We start from the raw sequence: 23,986 nt of genomic DNA, 5'->3' as shown, positions 1-23,986 counted from the left end.
GCCGGCCGCTGGCCGGCATCCGCGATGGGGCAGGAGCGTGTCGACCAAGGTCGACACCTACCAGAACACCAGCCTTCAGCCCACCTTCGAGGGGCCCGTGCGCCAGCGGCTGGGCACCAGGCCGAAACGCTTGCGGAATGCAGCCGCGAAGTTGCTGGGGTGGCGGTAACCGCTGGCGGCGGCGGCCTGTTCAACCGTCCATCCGTCCTCGCGCAGGCCCTGTTCGGCGTGGCGCATGCGTTGTTCGTGCAGGTAATCGAACACGGAGCAGCCGTACTGCTGGGCAAAATGGCGGCGCAGCGAGCTCGGGCTCATGCAGGCCAGCTGGGCCAGTTCGACCAGGCTGTGGGCATGGCTGGGGTCATCATGCAGGTAGGCACGCACACGTTCCAGCCGCTCGCGCTGGCCGGCCCGCAGCGTTCGTACAGGGTCGGTCTGCAGATCCTCGGCCTTCAGGCCAACGGCCAGCAGCTGCAGTGCGACGCCTTCGCGCCACAACGCGTCGATGCCGTCCTCCCATGGGCTGTCGAACAGCTGGCCCAGCACCGGCAGCAGGGTATGCGGAATGGCCCAATGGCGGCATTCCAGGTGGGTGTTGAGCGCGGTCTCCAGCTGCGGCAGATGGAACAGGTCCGGATCGATCTTGCCGGGCACCATGACGCTGACGCCGCGCATGCGCGTTTCGCCGGGATGCGTACCAGTCATCTCGACCTCCTCGCGGTGGTGTGCGGTCATCGCCGTGCCAGCGCGAAGGGTGAAACCAGCGCGTCGCGGAACGCGCACATCGACCTCGCCCAGCAGCATCACGCGGATGGCCAGGCCGGGACTCTGCTGGGCCGTGGCGACATATGGAAAGCGATTATGGACGTCGGAGGCGATCAGACTCATGCCGCCGCGCAGGAACTGCTCGTTGACCTCGCCATGGCCGGCCCACTGGTCGTCGCGCAGGTGTTCCGGGTCGGCGCGGTAATCGAAGCCATGACGGTGGCCGAAGCGGCGGTAATCGGCAAAAGTGAAATATCGGGACATCGCTCGGCACGTGCTTTGGAGGTGGACGCTGGCATTACCTCGCCCACGCGCTCTGCAACGCAGATGCAGATCCGGTCATTACCCGTGCAGACGTGCTGGAAGGCAGTGGCGTGGGCACTCCGGATGGTGGGGGAACACCAGATTGAATGGAATGTGTCGCAGAAACTGGAAACGTTTCACATTGTCGCCTCGATTCGCGCGCTTTTGATTTAAATAGGGTCAAAACGATTGACGATTACGGCCAAAGTGAAAATGCCGCCGAACATACGCCGGCGTTTTGCATGCATATCCGTACGCAATTCCATACATCAACTTGAGTTGAGGTTTCATGGCTGGAACGATCATCCGTAGGCGCGATGTCAGCCAGGTCATCACGGGCGCACGCGTAGGGTGGGGCAGTTGGCTGTTGCAGGCCACTTCGATACCCCCACTGATGGAGAACGCAGATGATTGACTACCAGCTCACCGGCAAGACCGCGATCGTGACCGGCGGCGTATCTGGAATCGGCCTGGCCGTGGCGCAGACGCTGGCCGCGTCCGGCGCGCGGATCTCGGTCTGGGACCTGAAGGAGGATGCGGTCGATGCGACCGTGGCGCAGTTGCGCGATGCCGGTGCGCAGGCCATCGGCATCGCGCTGGACGTCACCGACGACGCTGCGGTGGAGGCAGCGGTGCAGCGCACGATCAAGGAGCTCGACGGCCTGCATGTGGCGGTCAACAACGCCGGTATCGGTGGGCCAGCCGCCAGCAGCGGTGACTATCCGATCGATGGCTGGCAGCGCGTGATCGACGTCAACCTCACCAGCGTGTTCCTGTGTCAGCGTGCGCAGATCCAGGCAATGCGCGCTGCTGGAACCGGCGGCAGCATCATCAACATGGCCTCGATCCTGGGCCAGGTGGGCTATGCCGGTTCCACCGCTTATGCGGCGGCCAAGCACGGCGTGGTCGGGCTGACCCAGACCGCCGCGTGGGAGCATGCCGCCGACGGCATCCGTGTCAACGCGGTCGGTCCAGGCTTCATCAGCACACCGCTGCTGGAGAAGATGGACCCGAAGGTGCGCGCCACGCTGGAAGGCCGCCACGCCTTGAAGCGGCTGGGTACGGCCGAGGAAGTGGCGGCGCTGGTGGCCTGGCTGGCCAGCGACGATGCCTCGTTCGCGACCGGCGCGTACTACGCCATCGATGGTGGCTATCTGGCGCAATGATGCGGTGATCGCAGGCGACGATGACGCCGGGCATGCCTGGCGCTATCAGGTGAACGCGCTGTGGTGCCACCTTCACCGTTGTGCCACGGCTGCCGAGCGACGCTCCGGGAAAATCCCGGAGCTTTCCCATGGAACTTACCCAGGACGTCTCGATCCTGCTGCGCGTGGCCACAGCCATGTTGTTCGGCGGCGTGCTCGGCGTCGAGCGCGAGATGGGCAAGCACGCCGCCGGCCTGCGCACGCACATGCTGATCGCGGGGGCTGCCGCGTTGATCGTCGGCCTGGGCGACTCGGTGGCCGAGCATTTCCAGCAGGAGCGCTACCGCGACCTGCTGCAGGTCGATCCGGTGCGCCTGATCGAGGCGGTGGTGGCCTGCGTTGGTTTCGTTGCTGCCGGCACCATCCTGCGCGGCTCGCGCGAAGACCAGGTCAGCGGCCTGACCACGGCCAGCTCGCTGATCATGGCGGCGGCCATCGGGATTGCGGTGGGGATCAGCAAGTACGTGATCGCCATCGGGGTGAGCGTGCTGTGCGTGCTGGTGCTGGCGGTGATGCGGCGGTTGGAGAAAAGGATTTCTTAGGGAAGCCCGAGTTGCCGGGCAGAGGCCGGCACTACGGTGACTACCCTAATGGTCGTACCAATACGCCATCTAGCTCTATGGTCTAATAGGCTCTTCGTCGGAGTGGCGGTTAAATCCGCCGCAAGTGGTCTGATCGAAATCATTATTGGTAGTACCAATAATGGGTGACCACGGCGATCCACCGCCTGCGGTGGGGCACCTTCCGCATCCAGTCGAGAGTCTTCATGCAGCCCTGGCAACACCTGTACGACCCCGCCGGCAACCTGTGGTTGTCCAGCCTGATCGCGCTGCTGCCGATCGCGTTCTTCTTCGTTGCCCTGGCCGTGCTGCGCATGAAGGGCTGGCTGGCCGGCACGATCACCGTGGCCATCGCGCTTGGCGTGGCCCTGTTGTTCTACCGCATGCCGTTGACCCAGGCGCTGGGTGCGGCCGGCTTCGGCTTCGTCTACGGCCTGTGGCCGATCGCCTGGATCATCATCGGCGCGGTGTTCCTCTACAAGGTCTCGGTCAAGACCGGTCAGTTCGACATCATCCGGGCTTCGATCCTGTCGGTCACCGAAGACCAGCGCCTGCAGATGCTGATGGTCGGCTTCGCCTTCGGTGCCTTCCTGGAGGGCGCGGCCGGTTTCGGTGCGCCGGTGGCGATCACCGCGGCATTGCTGGTCGGGTTGGGCTTCAAGCCGCTGTATGCCGCCGGCCTGTGCCTGATCGTCAACACCGCGCCAGTGGCGTTCGGCGCGATGGGCATTCCGATCATCGTGGCCGGGCAGGTCACCGGCCTGGATGCATTCGAGATCGGCCAGATGGCCGGTCGCCAGCTGCCGTTCCTGACCCTCATCGTGCTGTTCTGGATCATGGCGATCATGGACGGCTGGCGTGGCATCAAGGAAACCTGGCCGGCAGTGCTGGTGGCCGGTGGCTCGTTCGCCATCGCGCAGTACCTGACCTCGAACTTCATCGGCCCGGAGCTGCCGGACATCACCGCTTCGCTGGCGTCGCTGGTCTGCCTGACCCTGTTCCTGCGCCGCTGGAAGCCGGTACGAATCTTCCGCTTCGATACCGAAACCAGCGCCGAGGCGGCCGCACAGGCACTGGAGGCGCCGCGCTACAGCGTGGGCCAGATCGCCAAGGCGTGGTCGCCGTTCCTGATCCTCACCGCGATGGTCACGCTGTGGAGCATCAAGCCGTTCAAGTCGCTGTTCGCGGCGGGCGGCCCGCTGGAAAGCTGGGTGCTGAAGCTCCCGGTGCCCGGCCTCGACCAGAGGGTGCAGAAGATGCCGCCGATCGTGGACGCGCCGCTCAGCTATGAGGCGGTCTATAAATTCGACTGGTTCTCGGCCACCGGCACCTCGATCATCCTCGCCGCAGTGATCGCGATCATCGCGCTGCGCATGCCGGCGCGGTCGGCACTGCAGACCTTCGGCGAAACCGTGCGTGAGCTGCGCATGCCGATCTACTCGATCGGCATGGTGCTCGCGTTTGCCTTCATCGCCAACTATTCGGGCCTGTCGGCAACGCTGGCGCTGGCATTGGCGCACACCGGTGACGCGTTCCCGTTCTTCTCGCCGTTCCTGGGCTGGCTGGGCGTGTTCCTGACCGGCTCGGATACCTCGTCCAATGCGCTGTTTTCGGCCCTTCAGGCAACCACTGCGCAGCAGATCGGCGTGTCCGACGTGCTGCTGGTGGCGGCCAACACCACCGGCGGCGTCACCGGCAAGATGATCTCGCCGCAGTCGATCGCCATTGCCTGTGCTGCGGTCGGCCTGGCCGGCAAGGAATCGGACCTGTTCCGCTTCACGGTCAAGCACAGCCTGATCTTCACTACGATGGTCGGCCTGATCACCCTGGCCCAGGCCTACTGGCTGACCTGGATGATTCCCTGAGCCATGCCGCGCGGCCTGACCCTCTGCTGCGCGCTTCGGGCCACAATGGCGCCATGAGCACGCAACGTATTTCGGACAAGGTGGCCGCGCAGCTGCGCGGCCTGGTGCAGGAACAGCGGCTGCAGCCGGGCGACCGGCTGCCGGCCGAGCGCGCCCTGGCGGTGCAGCTGGGGGTCTCGCGCACCGCGCTGCGCGAGGCCATCGCGCAGCTGGCCAGCCAGGGTCTGCTGACCGCACGGGTTGGTGGCGGTACCTACGTGGCCGAACCTGCGGCGCGCGCGCGGCAGGCGCTGGATGAACCGCTGGCGCCGTATCTGCCGCTGTTCCAGGGCGACCCGGAGTATCGCTTCGACGTGCTGGAGATCCGTCACGCGCTGGAGGGTGCCACTGCATGGCATGCAGCGTTGCGTGCCACCGACGAGGACCGCACGCGCATCGCGCAGGCCTTCCAGACCATGATGGACGCGCACGGCAAGGACGACCCCACCGGTGAAGCGGAGGCCGACGCGGCCTTCCACCTGTCCATCGCCGAGGCTTCGCACAACCTGGTCCTTCTGCAGGTGATGCGCGGCCTGTTCGAACTGCTGCAGACCAACATCTCGCAGAGCCGCGAAAAGCTCTACACCTCGGCGAGGACCTTCTCGCCATTGTCCGACCAGCACCGCGAGATGATGGACGCGGTGCTGGCCGGCGACCCCGAACGCGCGCGCGCCGCCGCGCATGCCCACCTCGAGTTCGTGCACACCACGCTGCGCACCCTCGATGACAACGAAGCCCGGCGTGCGCGGGCCTCGCGTCTACCTTCCCCACACGGTTGACCCCATGATCATCTCCGCCTCCACCGATTACCGTGCTGCTGCCGAGCGCCGGCTGCCGCCGTTCCTGTTCCACTACATCGATGGCGGCGCGTATGCCGAGCACACGCTGAAGCGCAACGTTTCCGATCTGTCCGACATCGCGCTGCGCCAGCGCATCCTGCGCAACATGTCCGACCTGAGCCTGGAAGCCGAGCTGTTCGGCGAAAAACTGGCGATGCCGGTGGCGCTGGCGCCGGTCGGCCTGACCGGCATGTATGCCCGGCGCGGTGAAGTACAGGCGGCGCGCGCGGCCGACAGTCGTGGCATCCCGTTCACCCTGTCCACCGTATCGGTATGCCCGATCGAGGAAGTGGCCCCGGCCATCCAGCGGCCGATGTGGTTCCAGCTGTACGTGCTGCGCGACCGCGGCTTCATGCGCAATGCGCTGGAGCGCGCACAGGCCGCGGGCGTGACCACGCTGGTGTTCACCGTGGACATGCCGGTACCGGGTGCGCGCTACCGCGATGCCCACTCGGGCATGAGCGGCCCGAACGCCTCGCTGCGCCGCATCGGCCAGGCCATCACCCACCCGCACTGGGCGTGGGACGTGGGCCTGTTCGGCCGCCCGCACGATCTGGGCAATATTTCCACCTACCGCGGCAACCCGACCGGGCTGGAGGATTACATCGGTTGGCTGGGCAGCAACTTCGATCCCTCCATTTCGTGGAAGGACCTGGAGTGGATCCGCGAGTTCTGGAAAGGCCCGATGGTGATCAAGGGCATCCTCGACCCGGATGACGCGCGCGATGCGGTCACGTTCGGTGCCGATGGCATCGTGGTCTCCAATCACGGTGGTCGCCAGCTGGATGGCGTGCTGTCCACCGCACGCGCACTGCCGGCGATTGCCGACGCGGTACAGGGCGACCTGAAGATTCTCGCCGATTCGGGCATCCGCACCGGCCTGGACGTGGTGCGCATGCTGGCGCTGGGTGCCGACACCGTGCTGCTGGGCCGTGCCTTCGTCTATGCACTGGCCGCCCAGGGCGAAGCCGGCGTGGCCAACCTGCTGGACCTGATCGCCAAGGAGATGCGCGTGGCGATGACACTGACCGGTGCGCACCGTATTGCCGACATCGGCCGCGATTCACTGGTCAACCTGCCATGATTGGCCACGATGCCGTGCTGGCGCAGTTGCGCGACGCGGTCGGCAGCCGCCATGTATTGATCGGTGACAAGGCCACGCGCCGCTTCCGTCGCGGCTACCGCTTCGGTGATGGCCCCGTGTTGGCGGTGGTGCGTCCGGGTACCCTCCTGGAACTGTGGCACGTGCTGCAGGTGGCGGTGCAGGGTGGGGCGGCGATCATCCTGCAGGCGGCCAATACCGGCCTGACCGGCGGCTCGACCCCGGATGGCAACGACTACGGGCGGCCGATCGTGCTGGTCAGCACGCTGCGCCTGACCGGCATCCAGCTGTTGAACGAGGGCCGCCAGGTGCTGTGCCTGCCGGGCGCCACGCTGGACCGCCTGGAGCAGACGCTGGCCCCGCTGGGCCGTGAACCGCATTCGGTGATCGGCTCATCCTGCATCGGCGCCTCGGTGCTGGGCGGCATCTGCAACAACTCCGGCGGCGCGTTGGTGCGCCGTGGCCCTGCCTACACCGAGCTGGCCCTGTACGCGCAGGTCGATGCGCAGGGCCAGCTGCAGTTGGTCAACCATCTGGGCATCGCGCTGGGTGATACACCCGAGCAGATCCTGCAGCGACTGCAGGCTGGCGACTATGCGGCTGCCGACGTGGGTGACGGCGACGGCCGCGCGGCCTCCGATCCACGCTACGCCGACGAAGTGCGCCGGGTCGATGCCGATACCCCGGCGCGCTTCAACGCTGATCCCAGCCGCCACTACGAAGCGGCCGGTTCGGCCGGCAAGCTGGCGGTGTTCGCGGTGCGCCTGGATACCTTCGAAAAGGAGGCCGCCGAGGTCTTCTACATCGGCAGCAACCGCACCGACAGCCTGACCGCGATCCGGCGCCAGCTGCTGACCGGATTCGAGCGCCTGCCGATTGCCGGTGAGTACATCCACCGCGATGCTTATGACATCGGCGAGCGCTACGGCAAGGACAGCTTCCTGCTGATCGACCGCCTTGGCACTTCCCGCGTGCCCGCCGCGTTCGCGTTGAAGAGCCGGGTCGACGGCTGGTTCGAACGGCTGGGCCTGCGTGGGGTGACCGACCGGGTGATGCAGGTGCTGACCGGCCTGCTGCCTTCGCACCTGCCCAAGCGCATGGGCGAGTTCCGCCAGCGTTATGAGCATCATCTGTTGCTGAAGGTCTCCGCGCAGGATGCAGCAGAAACCGAGGCCTGGCTGCGCGACTTCTTCGCTGGCCACGAAGGTGGCTATTTCCACTGCACGGCGGAGGAGGGGCGCAAGGCGTTCCTGCATCGCTTCGCCGTGGCCGGTGCCGCGGTGCGTTACCGCGAAGTGCATCGCGACCAGGTGCAGGACATCGTGGCGCTGGACATTGCCCTCCGCCGAGATGATGCCGACTGGTTCGAGCAGTTGCCGGCCGATATCGACGGCCGCCTGCTGCACAAGCTGTACTACGGGCACTTCCTGTGCCACGTGTTCCACCAGGACTACATCGCGCGCAAGGGCGAAGACCCGATGGCGATCGAGCACGCGATGTGGGCGCTGCTGGACCGGCGTGGCGCCGAGTATCCGGCCGAGCACAACGTCGGCCACCTGTACCCGGCCAAGCCCGCATTGGCCGGGTTCTACAAGCAGCTGGACCCGAGCAATACCTTTAATCCGGGCATCGGCCAGACGTCGAAAGCCAAGGGCTGGGGGAGCTGCGACTGCGGATGATGTAGAGCCGAGCCTATGCTCGGCTGCTCTTCCCGACAAACAGCCGTCGAGCATGGCTCGACTCTACAAAGGTGATGGCGGGCAACGGTTACCATCGAAAGCCCAGCCGCAGGAGCCATCCATGCCCACCGCTACCGCCCGTGCCACCCTGTACGCTGCACTGCTGGCTACCCCGGTGCTGGTGCTGGCCCAAGGCTCGATCCTGCCGCAGCAGCGCGATGCCGCCGGCAACGTGATGGAGCCGCTGGGGCAGGTGCTGATCGCGAGTGAGACCGGGCCGTCGGGGCTTTATGACTGCACGCGGGACGGCAACTGGTGCGTGCGCGTGCAGCCGGTCGCCGAGGAGGGTGACCGGCCGACCGTGCTGGAAGTGCTTGAGAAGGCGCCGGGCCCGGGCAAGCCGCACACCTACCACGTCAGCATCGACGTGCCGCAGGAAAGCGAGCTGTCACTGTGGCCGTAGATCGTGCGGCTGGCCCCAGGCGTGGGCAGCGGTGAACCAGTGACCGATCCGCAGCAGCGCACCCGCCAGAATGTGCTGGTGGGTGGCATCGTCACGTTCAGCACCATGTACTCCGGTGGAGGTGCTGACGCGTCCACCCTGCAGCTGGCACGCGTACGCCACCTGCAGGACGACATCCAGGTGGACGACGACGTGCTGACCGTGCCATGGCTGGGCAATGCGATGATCCGCGCCTGTTTCAGCGAGCAGGACGTGAAACAGCGCGCGGGTGCCTGCCACGACGAATACGGCTTCTCGGCGAAGCTGGCGCTGGATACGGCTGCCGAGGGCATGCCGGTGCTGCGCTACCAGACCGTGGCGACACGGTTTCCTGCCGGTGTCTCACGCTTCGAGGATTCGCTGGCGAAGGGGCCGCTGAAGAAGAAGGATCTGCGCACCGAGCAGGATCCGGCGTGCAGCTACACGCGGCTGTTCCGCTTCGCGGAGGGGATGTTCCATCCTGACCAGGCGCTGCCGGACTGTGCCGGCTATACCGAACCCTGAAATGTAGAGTCGAGCCATGCTCGACTGGTCTTCGGATGGGCCGCACGAAAAGCCAGTCGAGCATGGCTCGACTCTACAAGAGCGGTGGCGGCGCTTACTCGCAGCGGGTGGCGGTGATGATGTTGTCCTTGTCCACGAACACGCGCAGGCGGTCCTGGCGAATGTCCTTGGTGGTGATGGTGCTGGGGCCGATCGGGTTGACCAGGCCGGCACCGCTCTCGCGGGACAGGCGGCGGATGTTGGGCTCATTGGCCGGTTGGCCGATCGCCCAGCCGAGCTGGCTGGCGTCGCAGCGGCCGCTGCCTTTGACTTCCGGGCCAGGCGTGCTGACACAGGCCGACAGCAGCAGGGCGGAGGCCGGCAGCAACAGGGACAGACGGAATGCAGACATGCGAGCGCTCCTGCGCAGGGGATGATGGCGGGAACGATAGCACTCGGCGTGCGAAAGACGTCAGCGTCCCGGTCATTGCCGGCACAGCGCGGCCATTGCATAGTGGGAGGGATGGCTGGCAGAACGCCGGCGGGCAGGCCGGGCCTTTCCGGCGCAGGTGTTGGATACGGTATGACGGCAGGCAGTTTCCGCGGCAAAGACAGGACGATGACGGCGCTGGTGTTGTCGTTGCTGGGCGTGGCGTTTGCCGCCTCCGCTGCCGATCCGGAACCCGCGCCGCTCGAAACCCCGGTATTCGGTGCCTGGCGCAACCTGCAGACCGAAGCGGGCTACGAGCCTGCGCAGCGCAACCTGGCGTTTGCCATGCTGCCGCAGGCGGCGACCCGAGGCGATCGTTTCGCCATCCTCGACCGTGAAGGCAAGCGGACGGTGTGCTGCCTGCAGGTGGCCAGTCCCTCGCTGGGCGTGGCTGCGCTGCGTGAGCAGTACCACCTGCCGCAGGCCTGGGTGACCGACCTGAGCAATGGCCGCAGCCCCGCACGCCCCTATGTGCCGCACGTCTATGCGATGCAGCGGGTGGACGAGCTGGCCGACTACAGCTTCGCCGATGTGCCTGGCGCGTACAGCGATCTGGGCGGGCTGCTGATTCCGGAAGGCGCCGCGCTGGAGGCCGACGGCAGCGCCGTGCGCCTGGGGGACACCCGCTACCCGCTGCATTTCCAGCGCCAGCCGCACGCCGACGACGACGGCGCGCTGGACCGCTACAGCCTGCAGGCCGGCGAGGGTGCCGCCCCGATCGTGGTTGAAGTGCCGTTCGGCACCTACTGATTGCAGCATTGCACTGGCTAGAATGCAGCGCGGCGCTGTCTGCCGTGCCTGCTCCGTGAGTCGTTTCCGTGTCCCTGCGCTCCTTCCTGCTGCCGTCCCTGCTGCTGTTGTCCGCCTGTGCCAGCGCGCCACCGCCGGCGCCGGCCCATTCCGATGCATTGTGGCGATTGATCGAACGTGACTGCCGGGGCGCCGAAGGTCCACGCGGCGACTGCCTGCGCGTGGAGACGGCCGCAGACCGCCGCGATGTGCTGGTCAAGGACGCGCACGGCGACTACCAGTTCCTGCTGATGCCGCTGGACAAGGTCAGCGGTATCGAGAACCGCAGCCTGTACCAGCGCGGTGCACCGAACTACTTCGCTGCGGCCTGGCAGGCGCGCAGCCACACCGAACAGGCCTTGCGGCAACCGCTGCCGCGCAACGTCGCCAGCCTGGCATTGAACTCGCCGCACGGCCGTTCGCAGCACCAGCTGCATATCCATGTGGATTGCCTGCGTGCCGACGTGCTGCAGGCGCTGGACACGCATGCTGCCGCCGTCGGCAGCCGCTGGGCACCGTTGCCGGTGCTGCTGCGCGGCCATCAGTACCAGGCCCGCCTGCTGCCGGGCGAGGAACTGACCGCCAATCCGCTCAATCTGCTGGCCTATGACCTCGCTGGCGTGGACGACGTGGGCCAGTGGAGCCTGGTCGTGGCCGGCCGGGACGCCGTGCAGGGCGGTCCGGGCTTCATTCTGCTGGCCACCCGCGTGGACGCCGGAACCGGCAACGAGGCCAGCGCTGAAGAACTGCAGGACCACGCGTGTTCGGTGCTGACCGGTGCCGGCAATGCGCTGGAGCGGGTGCGCTAGTCCAGCACGCGATGTTGGCCGCGCCACATCGGCGCGGTCAATGCCAGCAGCTGGCGATCCTGCCAGCCATCCAGATCCAGATGATGGTCGCGCAGCAGGCCTTCCTGCTCGAAGCCGAAGGCGTGCAGCGCAGTGGCGAACGGGTCATTGCAGTCTGGTGGCAGCATCACGAACAGGCGATGCAGGCCGACATCCTCGAACAGGAACGGGCACAGCGCCCGCAGCGCGGCGTCGGTATGCGGGTGCCAGTGCTGCAGCGACAGCAACTCGGCACTGCGCGCGTGCAGCGACTGCAGGCGGATATGCAGCTGATCCAGCACCGTGCCGTGTTCGTCGTCGAACACCCCCAGAAGCAGCTGATCGTTGTCCTGCTCCAGCCGTGAGCGATGCATGTGGGCGAGAAAGCGTGCCTCTTCGTCGATGTCGCCGGGTTGACGGCGGCCGCGCCGGCGGCGGTCATCGAACAAGCGCCAGCGTGGCAGATCGGTGCGTAGGAATGGACGCAAGGTGACCGGCGCCGCCTGCAGCTGCAGCAGATGGCGGCGCTGCACCGGGCGCAGCGGGGGAAGAGCGGGGGTCGGGTACGGGGTCGTCATCCCAGCAACAATGACCGTGCCAGCAGCGCCAGACCATTCAAAACATTGCAAAAACATGCCGGGCATCGGGCCGGCCCTGATTCGGTTCAGGCATAAGCCCATCAGGGCTGGTCATTTCCGTTGAAACCATCCATTCAGGACACTTTCGTTACGGGATCGTTATGCGCCGCTCAGGCCGCTGCTCCCGTACCACCACCCACTCCCCCAGGAAGCCCATGTCCGCCTTTCACAAGGCGCTGCGCCCGCGTCCGCTGGTGCTCGCGCTGTCGTCCCTGATGCTGGTCTCGTTGCCGGCCTTCGCGCAGGAAAGCGCACCCGTCTCACTGCAGGAAGTGAAGGTCACCGGCTCGCGCATTCCACGTGCCAGTGTCGAGGGACCGTCGCCGGTGACGGTGATCAGCCGCGAGCAGATCGACGCGCAGGGTTACCGCAACGCCTTCGATGCGCTGAGCGCGCTGACCGAGAATACCGGCAACGTGCAGGGCGAGGACTTCGGCAATACCTTCACCCCGGCCGCCAACACCATCAACCTGCGCGGGCTGGGCCCGAACCGCACGCTGGTGCTGGTCAACGGCCGCCGCCAGGCCGACTACCCGCTGGCCTACGAGGGCTCGGTGAACGTGGTCAACCTGGCCAACATTCCCAGCGCGCTGATCGAGCGCATCGAGGTGCTGGCTGCGGGTGCGTCGGCGGTGTACGGCTCCGATGCCATCGCCGGCGTGGTCAACATCATCCTCAAGGACCGCTTTGAGGGTGTGGACGTGAACGTGCGCGCCGGCGGCACCCAGCAGGGCGGTGGTGACAACCAGCGCGCGCAGGTGGTCGGTGGCAGTTCCGGCGAGCGTTGGGATGCATTGTTCGGCTTCGAGTTCGATGTGCGCAAGGCGATCCATGCGCGCCAGCGCGACTTCATGGATTCGCTGGATGATGACCCGGCCGGCAAGGCGCCGCAGGCGACCGCGATCGCCTATCGCCGCAATGCTGCCACCGGTCGCAACATCGATCCGGGCGTCAACGGCTGCGAGGCAGCGTCGGACATCTATGGCGGCAGTGTGTTCCGCGCCAACAACCCGCGCCAGGGCTGGTACTGCGGCAGCAATGAGGCAGCGGCCAGCTATTGGACGGTGCAGACCGAGAAGCGCAACCTCAACGGCTACGGCCTGTTGACCTTCCACGTCAACGAGACCACCGACCTGTTCGCCGATGTCGCCGTGGGCAGCGCGGGGATCTACAACAACACGCGTGCACCGACCTGGACCTCGGCCCGCAACTACTTCTACAACCAGACCACCGGCAACCTGGAAAGCTGGTATCGCCGCTTCGCGCCGGAGGAAATCGGCGGCCTGCCGCGCAATGCCAACCGCTTCCTGGAAAACTCGTGGTCGTTCAATGTCGGCGCACGTGGCCAGATTGGCGACAGTGGCTGGGACTATGAGGCGGTCTACAGCCGCTCGCGTTACGAGAACCGCACCCGCCGCCCGGTGCTGCTGGCTGGCATCAACGAATACCTGCTCGGCCCGAAGCTGGGCGTACGCAACGGCGTTGAGATCTATGCGCCCGACCCGGCACGCCTGTTCAAACCGTTGACCCCGAACGAGTACGAGGGGCTGTCCGACTACCAGGAAAGCCGCAATGCGGCATGGCTGCAGACCTTCAGTGCCAGCGTCAACGGCCGCCTGTTCGCGCTGCCTGGGGGCGATGCGGCGTTGGCGGCGGTGGTCGAAGCCGGCAGCCAAGGCTACCGCAACCGCCCGGACCCGCGCCTGGGCAGCGGCGAGTTCTGGAATACCAGCGCCGGTATCGGTGCCGGCGGCGAGCGTGACCGCTATGCCGCAGGTGTGGAACTTCAGCTGCCGCTGCTGCAGTCGCTGACCACCACGCTGGCCGGTCGCTATGACCAGTACCGTGCTGGTGGCGAGCACATCGGCAAGGCGACCTGGAGCTTCGGCGTCGAGTTCCGTCCGGTCGAGAGCCTGCTGATCCGCGGTACGGCGGCGACCAGTTTCCGTGCGCCGGACATGAACTACGTGTTCGCCACCGAAACCCGCGGCTACAACCCGGGCATGACCGACTACTGGCGCTGCCGCACCGCAGGCCAGTCGTACGACAACTGCGACTACAACGGCCTGTCGATCGATTACAGCAACCGCGCCAATGCGCAGCTGCAGCCGGAATCTGCCAAGTCGTATGGCTTCGGCGTGGTCTGGTCGCCGCTGTCCGGCCTGGATTTCAGCGCCGACTACTACGACATCCGCATCGACAACGAGGTGACCAGCCTCGATACCAGCCGCATCCTGCGTGACGAGGCCGATTGCCGCCTGGGCCGCACGCTGGGCGGCGAAGCGCGCGATATCGGTTCACCGCTGTGCCAGGACGCGCTGTCGCGGGTGATCCGCAACCCGTCCAATGCGACCGTGCAGCCGGACCAGGTGACCCGTGTGCTGATCAACCCGATCAACGCCGCCTCCGAATCGGTGCGCGGCCTGGACCTGAAGGGCAACTGGCGTTTCGATGCCGGCCGCTACGGCCGCTTCACCACGCGCCTGGCCTACACCGTGGTACTGGAGCACAAATACCGGCAGTTCTCCGATGATCCGGAGCGTGACATCCGCAACTCGCTGGATGACTACCAGTGGCGCAGCAAGGCCAACGGCAGCATCACCTGGAACCAGGGTGACTGGACCACAACGCTGTACGGCAACCGCTTCGGCTCGCTGCCGAAGACCGATGGCAGTGGCCGCATCGCGCCGTACATGACCTACAACGCCAGCGTGTTCCGCCAGTTCGGCGAGAACCTGTCGGTGGGCGTGATCGTCAACAACCTGCGTGACAGCCGCCCGCCGGCGGACAAGAACGGTGGCGGCTGGCCGTTCTACCCGGTCGGCAACTACGACCCGTATGGCCGCCAGTACTGGGTGCAGCTGGACTACCGGTTCCGCTGATCCGGCAGGCGAACGAAAGGCCCGGCATTGCCGGGCTTTTCTTTGTGCGTGTGCACATGTGCGAAGGCGCGCGAGCTGGCATGCTTCGGCCATCAAGACCAAGGATGGCAGTCATGGGCGCAGGAAGAGCGTGTTTACTGGCGGGGGTGCTGTTGGTGACAGCGGGGTGCAGCGGTGACAATGCCGGGGCGGCCGTGGGCAGTGCTGATGTTGCCGCAGCGCCGGTATCGGCAACAGCCGTTGCGTCGAAGGCACCGTTGGGCAACATGCCCGATGCGGGACCGGCGGCTTCGGCGCAGGCAGCAGACCAGACGCTCGGTGCTGCACCACCTGCATTGACCGCCCATGGCAGGAAGCCCACGACACGGGGGAGCCTGGACGGTGAAAACATGCTGATGAGTGAGGGTGCACTGTCCGACCAGGAGGCCGGCAAGGTCATCGGCTCCAGCAAGGCCTATGCACGGGCCTTGCTGCAGTTCGAGCGTGATGCCGCGGGCAATCCCGAAGCGCAGGATCTGACCACGCTGTACCGCGCGGCAGTGGCACGCACGCTGGGGCCGGACATGGCGCTGGCCTCCTTCGCTTGTGGCTACAGCCTGTGCATGGGCGAAATCCACAACGGGAATGCCGACGGATTCAGCCACTGGACCAGAACGTTCGGGGACGACAGTGCCGCGCCACAGTACGCGTTCATGAGTGGCGAATTCCTGCAGGGCGGGGGGCAGTCGATCGGCCGTTTCGTGTTTTCCACCGACCCGGCGGCGAATGGCATTACGACGCGGTAGCGCCGGACCACGCCCGGCGATACATCAAGCTAGGGAAGCGCCTGCATCAGGTACGACTCGATGACATAGCTGAAAGGCTGGTGCTGGCGGTCGCGCAGCAGGGCGCGCACTTCCAGGATCACGCCGTGATCGCCTTCGCCCCGCGGCGGCCAGAACGTCTGGTCGGCCAGGGTCTGGCGCTGGAAACCCAGCGGGCCGACCACGCGACCGAACGGTTCATCGGTGCTGTCCAGCACCTGGTTCATGGCCGGGCTGAGATGGCCGGGCAGGTACCAGTTGTCGGCCTCGGACAGTACGCGGCTGCCGCAGACCAGCTGCACGCGGCGATAGCGCAGGTCGGCACCCGGCTTCACGCCCAGCGCCTGCAGCACGTCGGCGGGCGCGGGCTTGTCCTGGCCGTGTATGCGCACGGCGCGCACCCGCGCCTGTTCGGCCAGGCCGTGCTCGGCGCACCAGTGTTCCAGCGTGGCGGTGGCGCTCTGCCCGGACAGCACGCGCTGGTGCAGGCGCTCGACCAGTGCAGCCGGGGCGATGCGCTGCTGGCCCGGCGGGGACTGCAGCGGCGCAGCCGCCGCAGCATCAGTGGCTGACAGGCTGGCGATCGGGGCGGCGGCAAGCAGGGACGCGGCCTGCCAGCGGCGGAGACGATCGTGGCGGTCGGACGGGCCCATGCGGCTTCACAGCGGAGACAGGCGCCCATGTTACCCGTTCAGGGGTGTGCACGGCGTGGCTGCGACCGGTTGTCGCAGGAGTAGCCATCGTTATGATGAATGCGTGCCATCCAGATATTTCGTTGGCCGATAGCTGCGGCGAGGGGCACGATGGCGCCCTTCTTGGCATTCCGGGAGTCCCCGATGACCCTCCAGTTCGTCCATGGCGGTGTAGACCGCGACGGCGCGCCACTGCATTTCCATATCCGTGATGGCCGCATCAGCGGCCTGAATGGCGAGGCCGCGCCGGCCGAAGGGGCGGAATGCGTCAACCTGCAGGGGTTCGCGATGCTGCCGGGGCTGGTCGACGGGCACATCCATCTCGACAAAAGCTTCGTTGGCGACCATTGGCACCCGCATCAGCCGGTGAACAGCCTGCGTGAGCGGCTGGCGGTGGAGAAGGCGGCGGTGGCGGGTGCGGCACCGATGGTGGACCGTGCCGAGGCGCTGATCCGCCAGTGCAGTGCGTTCGGTACGGTGGCGATGCGCTGCCACGTCGATATCGACGCCAGCACTGGGCTTGGCCATCTCGAGGCAGTACGCGAGGCGGCGTTGCGCTGTGCCGACATCATGCGCATCCAGCTGGTGGCATTCCCGCAGGCCGGGGTGATGTCCTGTCCGGGTACCGCCACCGTGCTGGAGCAGGCGCTTGCTGCGGGCGTGGAAGTGCTCGGCGGCATCGACCCCACCACGCTCGATGGTGACGCCGAAGGCCAACTGGCGCTGCTGTTCGCTCTGGCCGAGCGCTACGGTGTGCAGCTGGACATCCATCTGCATGAGCCCGGCGAAACCGGCCTGGCCCAGCTGCTGCGCATCGCTGCGCGTACCCGGGCCGCCGGTCTGCAGGGGCGTGTTGCGGTCAGCCATGCCTATGCACTGGGCGAGGTGCCGCTGGCGCGCGCGCTTCAGGTGGGCGAAGCATTGGCCACGGCGGGTGTGGCGATCATGAGCAACGCGCCGGGCGATCATCCATTCCCGCCGCTGCGCGCGCTGCATGATGCCGGCGTGCGCGTGTTCGCAGGCAACGACAACATCCGTGACTGCTGGTGGCCGTACGGCAACGGCGACCTGCTGCAGCGAGCGATGCTGCTGGGCTACCGGTCCGGCTTCTACACCGATGCCGACCTGATGCTGGCGCTGGACATGGTCACCACCCACGCCGCGCAGGCGATCGGCCTGCCGCAGCATGGTATTGCCGAAGGCCAGCCAGCCACTTTCGTGGCGGTGCGTGCCGACCACGGCCCGGCTGCCGTGGCAGCGGTGCCGGTGGAGCGCCGGGTGGTGGTCGACGGCCGCTGGCTGTAGATCCACGCCGCGCAATCCCCTGTAGTGCCGAGCCATGCTCGGCGGCCTTTCAGACGTAATCGTCGGCGCGGGTGGCGACGAATTCCTCAAGCCAGGCCAGCAGGTGGGCGATGTCGATGATCTCGCCCTGCTCGACGCGCTTGAGCAGCAGCGTGCTGGCGCCGATCTGCAGGCTGCTGTCGGCATAGCGCAGCACCGCGTCGATGCCCCAGGCATCGGTAACCTGCATCCAGGCCAGGCCCGGCACGCGCTGGGCCAGGGTGTCACCGAACGCCACGCCCAGCGCTTCCCAGCCATCGCAGTCGTCACGGTCGATCAGCTCGGCATCGACCACGCGCTGCAGAGTGGTGGCCGCCAGCGGCCATTGCACCGGCAACGTCGGGAAGCCGGCGGCCACGCGCGCGGCGATCAGCGAACGCTGGTGCTGCAGATGCGTCTGCAGGGCAGCGGGCAGGGGATCGAAGCGGGTGGGGATTTCATCGGACATGGCAAGGCGCCGTATGGGACACGGAAACAACAGGCACTCTACGAGGCGACGTTGCCCTCCGTGCGGCCGGACTGACCATGTTTCGATGCCTGATGCGCGAACGGCATCCATGCATGGCGTGGGTCGACTGTGGTCAGTCCGGTTCGCGCTGCACCTGCCGCCACAGCTCGCTGGCCAGTGCGCGCACGGCATCATCGGCGTCCGCGCGATGCAGCAGGCCGATCTCGTAGTTGTCGATTACCGGCAGCTCGCGCTCGCCATCGATGATGCGGTGATCGCGGTTGACCGCGCGGCGCGGCAGCAGGCTGATGCCGATGCCATCGGCCACCGCGCCCTGGATGCCGCTCAGCGACGAGCTGGTGAAGGCGATGCGCCAGCGCAGGCCCAGCGCTTCCACGGCATGGATCATCTCATCGCGGTACAGCCCGCGCGGCGGGAAGGTGACCAGCGGCAGCGGGTCCTGCTGCAGGCAGCTGCTGCGCAGGCTGTCGATCCAGTGCATCGGCTCGCGGCGGCAGTGCACGGCCTGGCGGCTGTTGCGGCGCTGCTTGACCAGCACCAGGTCCAATTCGCCATGATCGAAGCCCTGCGCCAGGTCGCGGCTGAGGCCGCTGCTGATCTCCAGCTTCACCTGCGGGTGGCGGCGGCTGAAGGCGGCCAGCATGCGCGTGGTCTGCGCGTTGACGAAGTCTTCGGGTACGCCGATGCGGACCGCGGTTTCCACCGTCGCGCCGGCCAGCGCCTGCGCCATTTCCTCGTTCAGGTCGAGCATTCGCCGCGCGTAGCCGAGCAGCGTGTGGCCGGCGTCAGTGGGGTGCACGTCGCGGTGGCCGCGTTCGAGCAGGCGATGCCCTGCCAGTTCCTCCAGCCGGCGTACCTTCTGGCTGACCGTGGACTGGGTCGAATGCAGGCGCGTGGCCGCCGTCGTGAAGCTGCCGCAGTCGGCGACCATCACCAGCGCCCGCAGCAGGTCCAGTTCGAACAGGGTTCTATTCGATTTGGCACTGTCTTGCATTTGAACATTTCACTTCTGGATACCCGGGCCGACTTCTACCATGCGGGGCAGGGGCCGGCAATGCCCGGCTGCTGCTACCGTCGCACGGCGTTCCGTGGCGAAGGACATGAGGAGACACTGTCATGCGCGTCCATCGTTCCCCTGGCTGGCCTGCGCCGTTCGCGCGCGCGCTGCTGTTGTGCCTGCTGGCCATGGTCACCCCGGCCTGCACCGCAACGTCCAGAACCGACGTCGATGGATGTCTGCGTGATGCCGCCAGCCGCGGCGACGCCGATGCGGTGCGTCAGGCGATCGAGGATGGCGCCGCGCTGGAGGCGCGCGATGGCCAGGGCCGCACCGCGCTGCTGCTGGCCACGCATGGCAACAATGTTGATGCCGCGCGTGAGCTGGTCGAAGCCGGCGCCGACGTCAATGCCAAGGATGCGTTGCAGGACAGTGCCTACCTGTATGCCGGTGCGCGCGGCCTGGACGAGATTCTGGCGATGACCCTGGCGCATGGCGCCGATCTGCGCAGTACCAACCGCTATGGCGGCACCGCGCTGATTCCGGCTGCCGAGCGCGGCCACGTCGCCACCGTACGTACACTGCTGCGCGCGGGCGTGGCGGTCGATCATGTCAACCGCCTGCACTGGACCGCCCTGCTGGAAGCGATCCTGCTCGGCGACGGCGGTGCGCGTCACGTGCAGATCGTGCAGCTGCTGCTGGAGGCCGGCGCCGACCCGGAGCTGGCCGACGGCGACGGCGTGACGCCGCTGGCGCATGCGCGCCAGCGCGGCTATACCGGAATTGAAACCCTGCTGCGCCAGCACGGCGCGGTGCGCTGAATGCAAACCCCTTCCACCCGCACGCTGGGCGTGCCCACCAGGATGCTGTCCATGTTCCGTTCCCGTCCGTTGTCCCTTGCCATCCTCCTTGCGGTAGCACCTCTGTCGGCGTCTGCCGCCGAGCGCGCCGACCTGCTGATCCGCAATGCCACCGTGGTCGATGTCGAGCACGCCAGCACCCTGGCCGGGCAGAGCGTGGTGATCCGTGGCGAGGACATCGTCGCCGTCGGCCCGGACGCGCGGCTGCGCAGCCAGTGGAGCGCGGCCCGCCAGATCGATGCCGAGGGCAAGTACCTGATCCCGGGCCTGTGGGACATGCACGTGCACTTCGGTGGTGGCCCGGCGCTGATCGAAGAGAACAAGGCACTGCTGCCGCTGTACATCGCGCACGGCATCACCACCGTGCGCGACTGTTCCGGCGATCTGCCCGAGCAGGTGCTGCAGTGGCGTGGCGAAATCGCCAAGGGCACGCTGTTCGGCCCACGCCTGCTCAGTTCGGGCGCGAAGATCGAAGGCATCAAGCCGGTCTGGAAGGGCACGATCGAAGTGGGCAGCGAGGCCGACGCCGACAAGGCGATCGCCCGCCTGCAGCACGACAAGGTCGATTTCGTGAAGATCACCGACAGCACGCTGAAGCCGGAGCTGTTCCTGTACTCGGCCAGTGCTGCGCGCAAGGCCGGCTTCAAGGCCTCGGGTCACATTCCGATGGCGCTGACCGTGGAGCAGGCGGTCGATGCCGGCCTGGCTTCGATCGAGCATCTGGACTACGCATTCAAGGCCGGCAGCAAGGACGAAGCGAAGATCGCCGCCGACTTCGGTGCCGGCCGCATCGATCGCGCCGAAGCCAACCGCCGCCTCGACGCCAGCTTCGACCGTGACACTGCGATGCATGCCTACCGCGATTTCGCCAAGCGTGGCGTATTCGTGACCCCGACCCTCAACGGTGGCCGCATCCTCGACTTCCTTGATCAGGATGACCACGCCACAGATCCGTACCTGGCCTACATCGGCCCTGGCCTGCGCGCGACCTACCAGTGGCGCGTGGACCGCGCGGCGAAGGCCACGCCGGCGCAGATCGAAGCGCGCCACGCGCAGTACCACCAGGTGGCCGCAGTGCTGCCGATGCTGCAGGAGGCCGGCGTGACGATCATCGCCGGCACTGATGCAGGCTTCCTCAACTCGTTCAACTTCCCGGGCATCGCCCTGCACCAGGAGCTGCAGCTGTTCGTGAAGGAGGGCCTGAGCGCACCGCAGGCGCTGTCGGCCGCAACCCGTTCCGGCCCGGCCTGGTTCGGCCAGATGGACCGTTACGGTGGTGTTGCACAGGGCAAGGCGGCCGATCTGGTGCTGCTGACCGCCAACCCGCTGCATGACATTGCCGCCACCGAAAAGATCGACAGCGTGATCCTGCGTGGCAACGTGTATGACCGCGCCGCGCTGGACAAGATGCTGGCTGACACCAAGGCCAAGGTTGCGACGTGGGATGCCGAGGCGGCCAAAGCCAACTGATTGCGGGGGGAAGGAATCCACGCATCGCGTGGATCTATCCGTACCCTCGGCAGATCCACGCCACGCGTGGGTGATGCGGCCGGTGACCTAGCGTGGTGCCGGCCGCATTCCATGCAATTGCGGCAGCGCTGCCTTCATCGCATCGATGAAGGCGCGCAGCCGTGGCGGCTGCTGGCGCGCGGCGGGAAACACCACGTGTACCGGCAGTGCCGGCGCCTGCCAGTCCGGTAGCAGCTGCACCAGCCGCCCTTGTGCGAGGTCCTCGGCCACCAGCCAGGCCGAGACCACCGCTGCGCCGAGCCCGGCACATGCGGCTTGTTGCACCACGAACAGGTTGTCGCTGAGCAGGCGCGGGCTGATTGAAAGGGTATGCGCGCGCCCCTGCGCGTCATGCAGCAGCAGGCGTTCGCGGTAGTAGGTGACCAGCGAGATCCACGGCAGTGACTGTGCCTGTTCGGGCGTACCGACCGCTGTGGCGTCCACCAGTGAGGGCGCCGCTACGACGATGCGTGGTACCTCGGCGAGCGGCAGTGCGACCATGCGCGGTTCGTCGACGGGGCCCACCCGCACCGCGCAGTCAATGCCTTCCGCGATGAAATCCGGGCGTCGATCTTCCAGGATCCACTCCAGGCTCAGCTGCGGGTGCTGGGCGAGGAACGCAAGCATGGTCGGCAGCAGCTGCGCCTGGCCGAATGCGTGCGGCACCATCACCCGCAGGCGTCCGCGCAGCGTTTCTGGCTCGCCGTGGAGTTCGGCCTGCAGCGACTCCCATTCGTCCACCACGCGTTGCGCATGGCGCTGGCAGCGCAGGCCATCCTCGGTCAGCTGCAGGCCGTGAGTGGAACGCTGCAGCAGGCGCAGGCCGAGCTGCCGTTCCAGTGCCTGCAGGCGGCGACTGACCGTCGGCTGGGTGGTGCCCAGCTGCACGGCCGCAGCAGACAGGCTGCCGGCATCGACGATGCGCAGGAAGGTGCGCAGCAGATCCAGGCGATCGGCGCCGGTGGCGAGGTCGTTCATGCGTTTCACGTATGAAGTTTATGTGCAAGAGCCTACTACAGACGCTGGGCGAATACGGGCAGGATACGCCCACTTCCTCCACCGGACTCCCCCATGTCTACCCCCTCGCTGTCCGCCGCCGCCACACCCGCGAGCGCACCCTCCACCCCGCTGGTGCTGGCGATGGCCGCCGGTGCAGGCTTTTCGGTCGCCTCGCTCTACTACAGCCAGCCGATGTTGGGCCTGATTGCCCAGGACCTCGGCGCAGGCGAACGCGCCGCTGGCCTGGTACCGACCCTGACCCAGCTTGGCTATGCACTGGGCATCCTGCTGTTGGCGCCGTTGGGCGACCGCTTCGACCGCCGCAACCTGATCCTGTTGAAGTCCGCGTTGCTGGCACTGGCACTGGGCGCCGCAGCGATGGCCGGGCACCTGCCGGGCCTGCTGATGGCCAGCCTGCTGGTCGGGCTGATGGCCACGCTGGCACAGGACATCGTGCCGGCCGCTGCGGTGCTGGCGCCGGATGCACAGCGCGGCCAGATCGTCGGCCGGGTAATGACCGGCCTGCTGCTCGGCATCCTGTTGTCGCGCGTGGTCAGTGGCGTGGTGGCCGAAGCATGGGGTTGGCGCACGCAGTTCGTGCTGGCCGCGGTATCGGTGGCGGCGATGGGTGCGGTGATGGCGCGTGCGCTGCCGCGTTTCGCACCGACCAGCACGCTGCGCTATCCGGCATTGTTGGGTTCGTTGCTGGCGTTGTGGCGCGAGCAGCCGCAGCTGCGCCGTGCGGTGGCCAGCCAGTCGTTGCTGGCAGTGGGCTTCAGCGCGTTCTGGTCGACCCTGGCGCTGATGCTGCATGCACGTCTGGGCCTGGGCAGTGCGGCGGCGGGTGCGTTCGGTATCGCCGGTGCGGCCGGCGCATTGGCCGCACCGTTCGCCGGCCGCTTCGCTGATCGACTGGGTTGCCATGCAGTGGCGCGGCTGGCGATTGCAGTGGCGCTGCTGGGCTTCGGCCTGTTGCTGACCGAGTCCTGGCTGCCGGCCGCCGCGCTGCTGCCGCTGCTGGTGGTGAGCGCGCTGCTGTTCGACTTCGGTTTCCAGTCGGCGCTGGTGGCGCACCAGACCCTGGTCTATGGCCTGGTGCCGCCGGCACGCAGCCGCCTCAATGCGTTGCTGTTTACGGGCATGTTCATCGGCATGGCCGCCGGCGGTGCGTTGGGCAGCCTGGCGCTGGCGCAATGGGGGTGGCACGGCGTCGCCTGGCTGGCGGTGGTGTGTGCGGGCGGCAGCCTGCTGCTGCGTTTGAAGTAAGGGCGGTGTTCGGCAGGGCTTGCAGCCCTGCACCTGCTGGGGGCAACAGCAACGGCAACAGCAACGGCAACAGCAACGG

Annotated in this window: 21 protein-coding genes and 1 pseudogene; 15 read left to right on the top strand and 7 right to left on the bottom strand. The window is 67.0% G+C overall.

Going from position 1 to position 23,986, the window contains the following annotated elements:
* Nucleotides 1-75: 75 nt before the first annotated feature.
* The gene (locus N5J73_RS14910; RefSeq protein ID WP_049445903.1) at nucleotides 76-1,029 is read right to left on the bottom strand and encodes an AraC family transcriptional regulator; all 954 of its coding nucleotides are present in this window, start codon (nucleotides 1,027-1,029) and stop codon (nucleotides 76-78) included.
* Between the two features lie 446 nt (nucleotides 1,030-1,475).
* Between N5J73_RS14910 and N5J73_RS14905 the strand changes: the two genes are divergently transcribed.
* The 7 genes and pseudogenes from N5J73_RS14905 to N5J73_RS24225 all read left to right on the top strand — a co-directional run bounded on the left by N5J73_RS14905 (nucleotide 1,476) and on the right by N5J73_RS24225 (nucleotide 9,363).
* Complete coding sequence (locus tag N5J73_RS14905) at nucleotides 1,476-2,234, top strand: SDR family NAD(P)-dependent oxidoreductase (protein WP_049445901.1); 759 nt, start codon at nucleotides 1,476-1,478, stop codon at nucleotides 2,232-2,234.
* Nucleotides 2,235-2,362: 128 nt separating this feature from the next.
* Complete coding sequence (locus N5J73_RS14900) at nucleotides 2,363-2,815, top strand: MgtC/SapB family protein (RefSeq protein ID WP_049445899.1); 453 nt, start codon at nucleotides 2,363-2,365, stop codon at nucleotides 2,813-2,815.
* 224 nt (nucleotides 2,816-3,039) lie between these two features.
* Nucleotides 3,040-4,698, top strand: a complete 1,659-nt coding sequence (gene lldP / locus N5J73_RS14895; RefSeq protein ID WP_049445917.1) for an L-lactate permease — start codon at nucleotides 3,040-3,042, stop codon at nucleotides 4,696-4,698.
* Between the two features lie 53 nt (nucleotides 4,699-4,751).
* Entirely contained in the window at nucleotides 4,752-5,516 is a 765-nt protein-coding gene (lldR, locus tag N5J73_RS14890) for a transcriptional regulator LldR (protein ID WP_008264563.1), read from the top strand.
* A gap of 4 nt (nucleotides 5,517-5,520) precedes the next feature.
* Nucleotides 5,521-6,660, top strand: a complete 1,140-nt coding sequence (gene lldD / locus N5J73_RS14885) for an FMN-dependent L-lactate dehydrogenase LldD (RefSeq protein ID WP_049445897.1) — start codon at nucleotides 5,521-5,523, stop codon at nucleotides 6,658-6,660.
* Nucleotides 6,657-8,357 carry a D-lactate dehydrogenase gene (gene dld, locus N5J73_RS14880; RefSeq protein ID WP_049445895.1) on the top strand — a complete coding sequence of 567 codons (1,701 nt, stop codon included), beginning with the start codon at nucleotides 6,657-6,659 and terminating at the stop codon, nucleotides 8,355-8,357. Before lldD ends, dld begins: the two co-directional genes overlap by 4 nt.
* A 121-nt stretch (nucleotides 8,358-8,478) precedes the next feature.
* Nucleotides 8,479-9,363 (top strand): annotated as a pseudogene (locus N5J73_RS24225) (hypothetical protein).
* A gap of 94 nt (nucleotides 9,364-9,457) precedes the next feature.
* Here the strand turns inward: N5J73_RS24225 and N5J73_RS14865 are convergent.
* Nucleotides 9,458-9,754, bottom strand: a complete 297-nt coding sequence (locus N5J73_RS14865; RefSeq protein ID WP_049437761.1) for an I78 family peptidase inhibitor — start codon at nucleotides 9,752-9,754, stop codon at nucleotides 9,458-9,460.
* Between the two features lie 171 nt (nucleotides 9,755-9,925).
* Here N5J73_RS14865 and N5J73_RS14860 point away from each other — a divergent pair, with 171 nt between their 5' ends.
* Nucleotides 9,926-10,582, top strand: coding sequence for a decarboxylase (locus N5J73_RS14860; protein WP_049445893.1), 657 nt, complete (start codon nucleotides 9,926-9,928; stop codon nucleotides 10,580-10,582).
* 68 nt (nucleotides 10,583-10,650) lie between these two features.
* Nucleotides 10,651-11,430, top strand: a complete 780-nt coding sequence (locus N5J73_RS14855; protein WP_049445891.1) for a CDP-diacylglycerol diphosphatase — start codon at nucleotides 10,651-10,653, stop codon at nucleotides 11,428-11,430.
* Here the strand turns inward: N5J73_RS14855 and N5J73_RS14850 are convergent.
* A complete protein-coding gene (locus N5J73_RS14850; protein ID WP_049445889.1) occupies nucleotides 11,427-12,026 on the bottom strand; it encodes a GNAT family protein in 600 nt (199 codons plus the stop codon). The two genes, N5J73_RS14855 and N5J73_RS14850, sit on opposite strands and share 4 nt — an antisense overlap.
* Before the next feature lie 215 nt (nucleotides 12,027-12,241).
* Between N5J73_RS14850 and N5J73_RS14845 the strand changes: the two genes are divergently transcribed.
* On the top strand, nucleotides 12,242-14,968 hold the full coding sequence (locus N5J73_RS14845; RefSeq protein ID WP_049445887.1) for a TonB-dependent receptor: 2,727 nt from the start codon (nucleotides 12,242-12,244) through the stop codon (nucleotides 14,966-14,968).
* A gap of 389 nt (nucleotides 14,969-15,357) precedes the next feature.
* Nucleotides 15,358-15,753: a hypothetical protein gene (locus tag N5J73_RS14840; protein ID WP_049445885.1), complete on the top strand. Its 396-nt coding sequence runs from the start codon at nucleotides 15,358-15,360 to the stop codon at nucleotides 15,751-15,753.
* Between the two features lie 29 nt (nucleotides 15,754-15,782).
* Here N5J73_RS14840 and N5J73_RS14835 read toward each other — a convergent pair whose 3' ends face one another.
* The gene (locus tag N5J73_RS14835; RefSeq protein WP_049445883.1) at nucleotides 15,783-16,424 is read right to left on the bottom strand and encodes a hypothetical protein; all 642 of its coding nucleotides are present in this window, start codon (nucleotides 16,422-16,424) and stop codon (nucleotides 15,783-15,785) included.
* Nucleotides 16,425-16,607: 183 nt separating this feature from the next.
* On the opposite strand from N5J73_RS14835, the gene N5J73_RS14830 reads away from it, so the two are divergent.
* Nucleotides 16,608-17,768: an amidohydrolase family protein gene (locus N5J73_RS14830; protein ID WP_049445882.1), complete on the top strand. Its 1,161-nt coding sequence runs from the start codon at nucleotides 16,608-16,610 to the stop codon at nucleotides 17,766-17,768.
* A gap of 49 nt (nucleotides 17,769-17,817) precedes the next feature.
* On the opposite strand, the gene N5J73_RS14825 is transcribed toward N5J73_RS14830, so the two are convergent.
* Together N5J73_RS14825 and N5J73_RS14820 are read right to left on the bottom strand one after the other, a co-directional pair.
* On the bottom strand, nucleotides 17,818-18,255 hold the full coding sequence (locus N5J73_RS14825; protein WP_012511367.1) for a DUF3806 domain-containing protein: 438 nt from the start codon (nucleotides 18,253-18,255) through the stop codon (nucleotides 17,818-17,820).
* A 133-nt stretch (nucleotides 18,256-18,388) separates the two neighbouring features.
* Complete coding sequence (locus tag N5J73_RS14820) at nucleotides 18,389-19,270, bottom strand: LysR substrate-binding domain-containing protein (RefSeq protein WP_049445879.1); 882 nt, start codon at nucleotides 19,268-19,270, stop codon at nucleotides 18,389-18,391.
* Between the two features lie 122 nt (nucleotides 19,271-19,392).
* Between N5J73_RS14820 and N5J73_RS14815 the strand changes: the two genes are divergently transcribed.
* Complete coding sequence (locus tag N5J73_RS14815; RefSeq protein ID WP_049445877.1) at nucleotides 19,393-20,094, top strand: ankyrin repeat domain-containing protein; 702 nt, start codon at nucleotides 19,393-19,395, stop codon at nucleotides 20,092-20,094.
* Nucleotides 20,095-20,145: 51 nt separating this feature from the next.
* Nucleotides 20,146-21,603: an amidohydrolase family protein gene (locus N5J73_RS14810; RefSeq protein ID WP_049445916.1), complete on the top strand. Its 1,458-nt coding sequence runs from the start codon at nucleotides 20,146-20,148 to the stop codon at nucleotides 21,601-21,603.
* 87 nt (nucleotides 21,604-21,690) lie between these two features.
* Here the strand turns inward: N5J73_RS14810 and N5J73_RS14805 are convergent, their stop codons facing one another.
* Entirely contained in the window at nucleotides 21,691-22,620 is a 930-nt protein-coding gene (locus N5J73_RS14805) for a LysR family transcriptional regulator (RefSeq protein WP_049445876.1), read from the bottom strand.
* Between the two features lie 93 nt (nucleotides 22,621-22,713).
* Between N5J73_RS14805 and N5J73_RS14800 the strand changes: the two genes are divergently transcribed.
* Nucleotides 22,714-23,907: an MFS transporter gene (locus tag N5J73_RS14800; RefSeq protein ID WP_049445874.1), complete on the top strand. Its 1,194-nt coding sequence runs from the start codon at nucleotides 22,714-22,716 to the stop codon at nucleotides 23,905-23,907.
* The last annotated feature ends 79 nt before the right edge of the window (nucleotides 23,908-23,986 follow it).

Source organism: Stenotrophomonas sp. GD03654 (assembly GCF_029845105.1).
Lineage (GTDB): Bacteria > Pseudomonadota > Gammaproteobacteria > Xanthomonadales > Xanthomonadaceae > Stenotrophomonas > Stenotrophomonas africana.
This window is presented reverse-complemented; position numbering and strand designations above follow the sequence as displayed.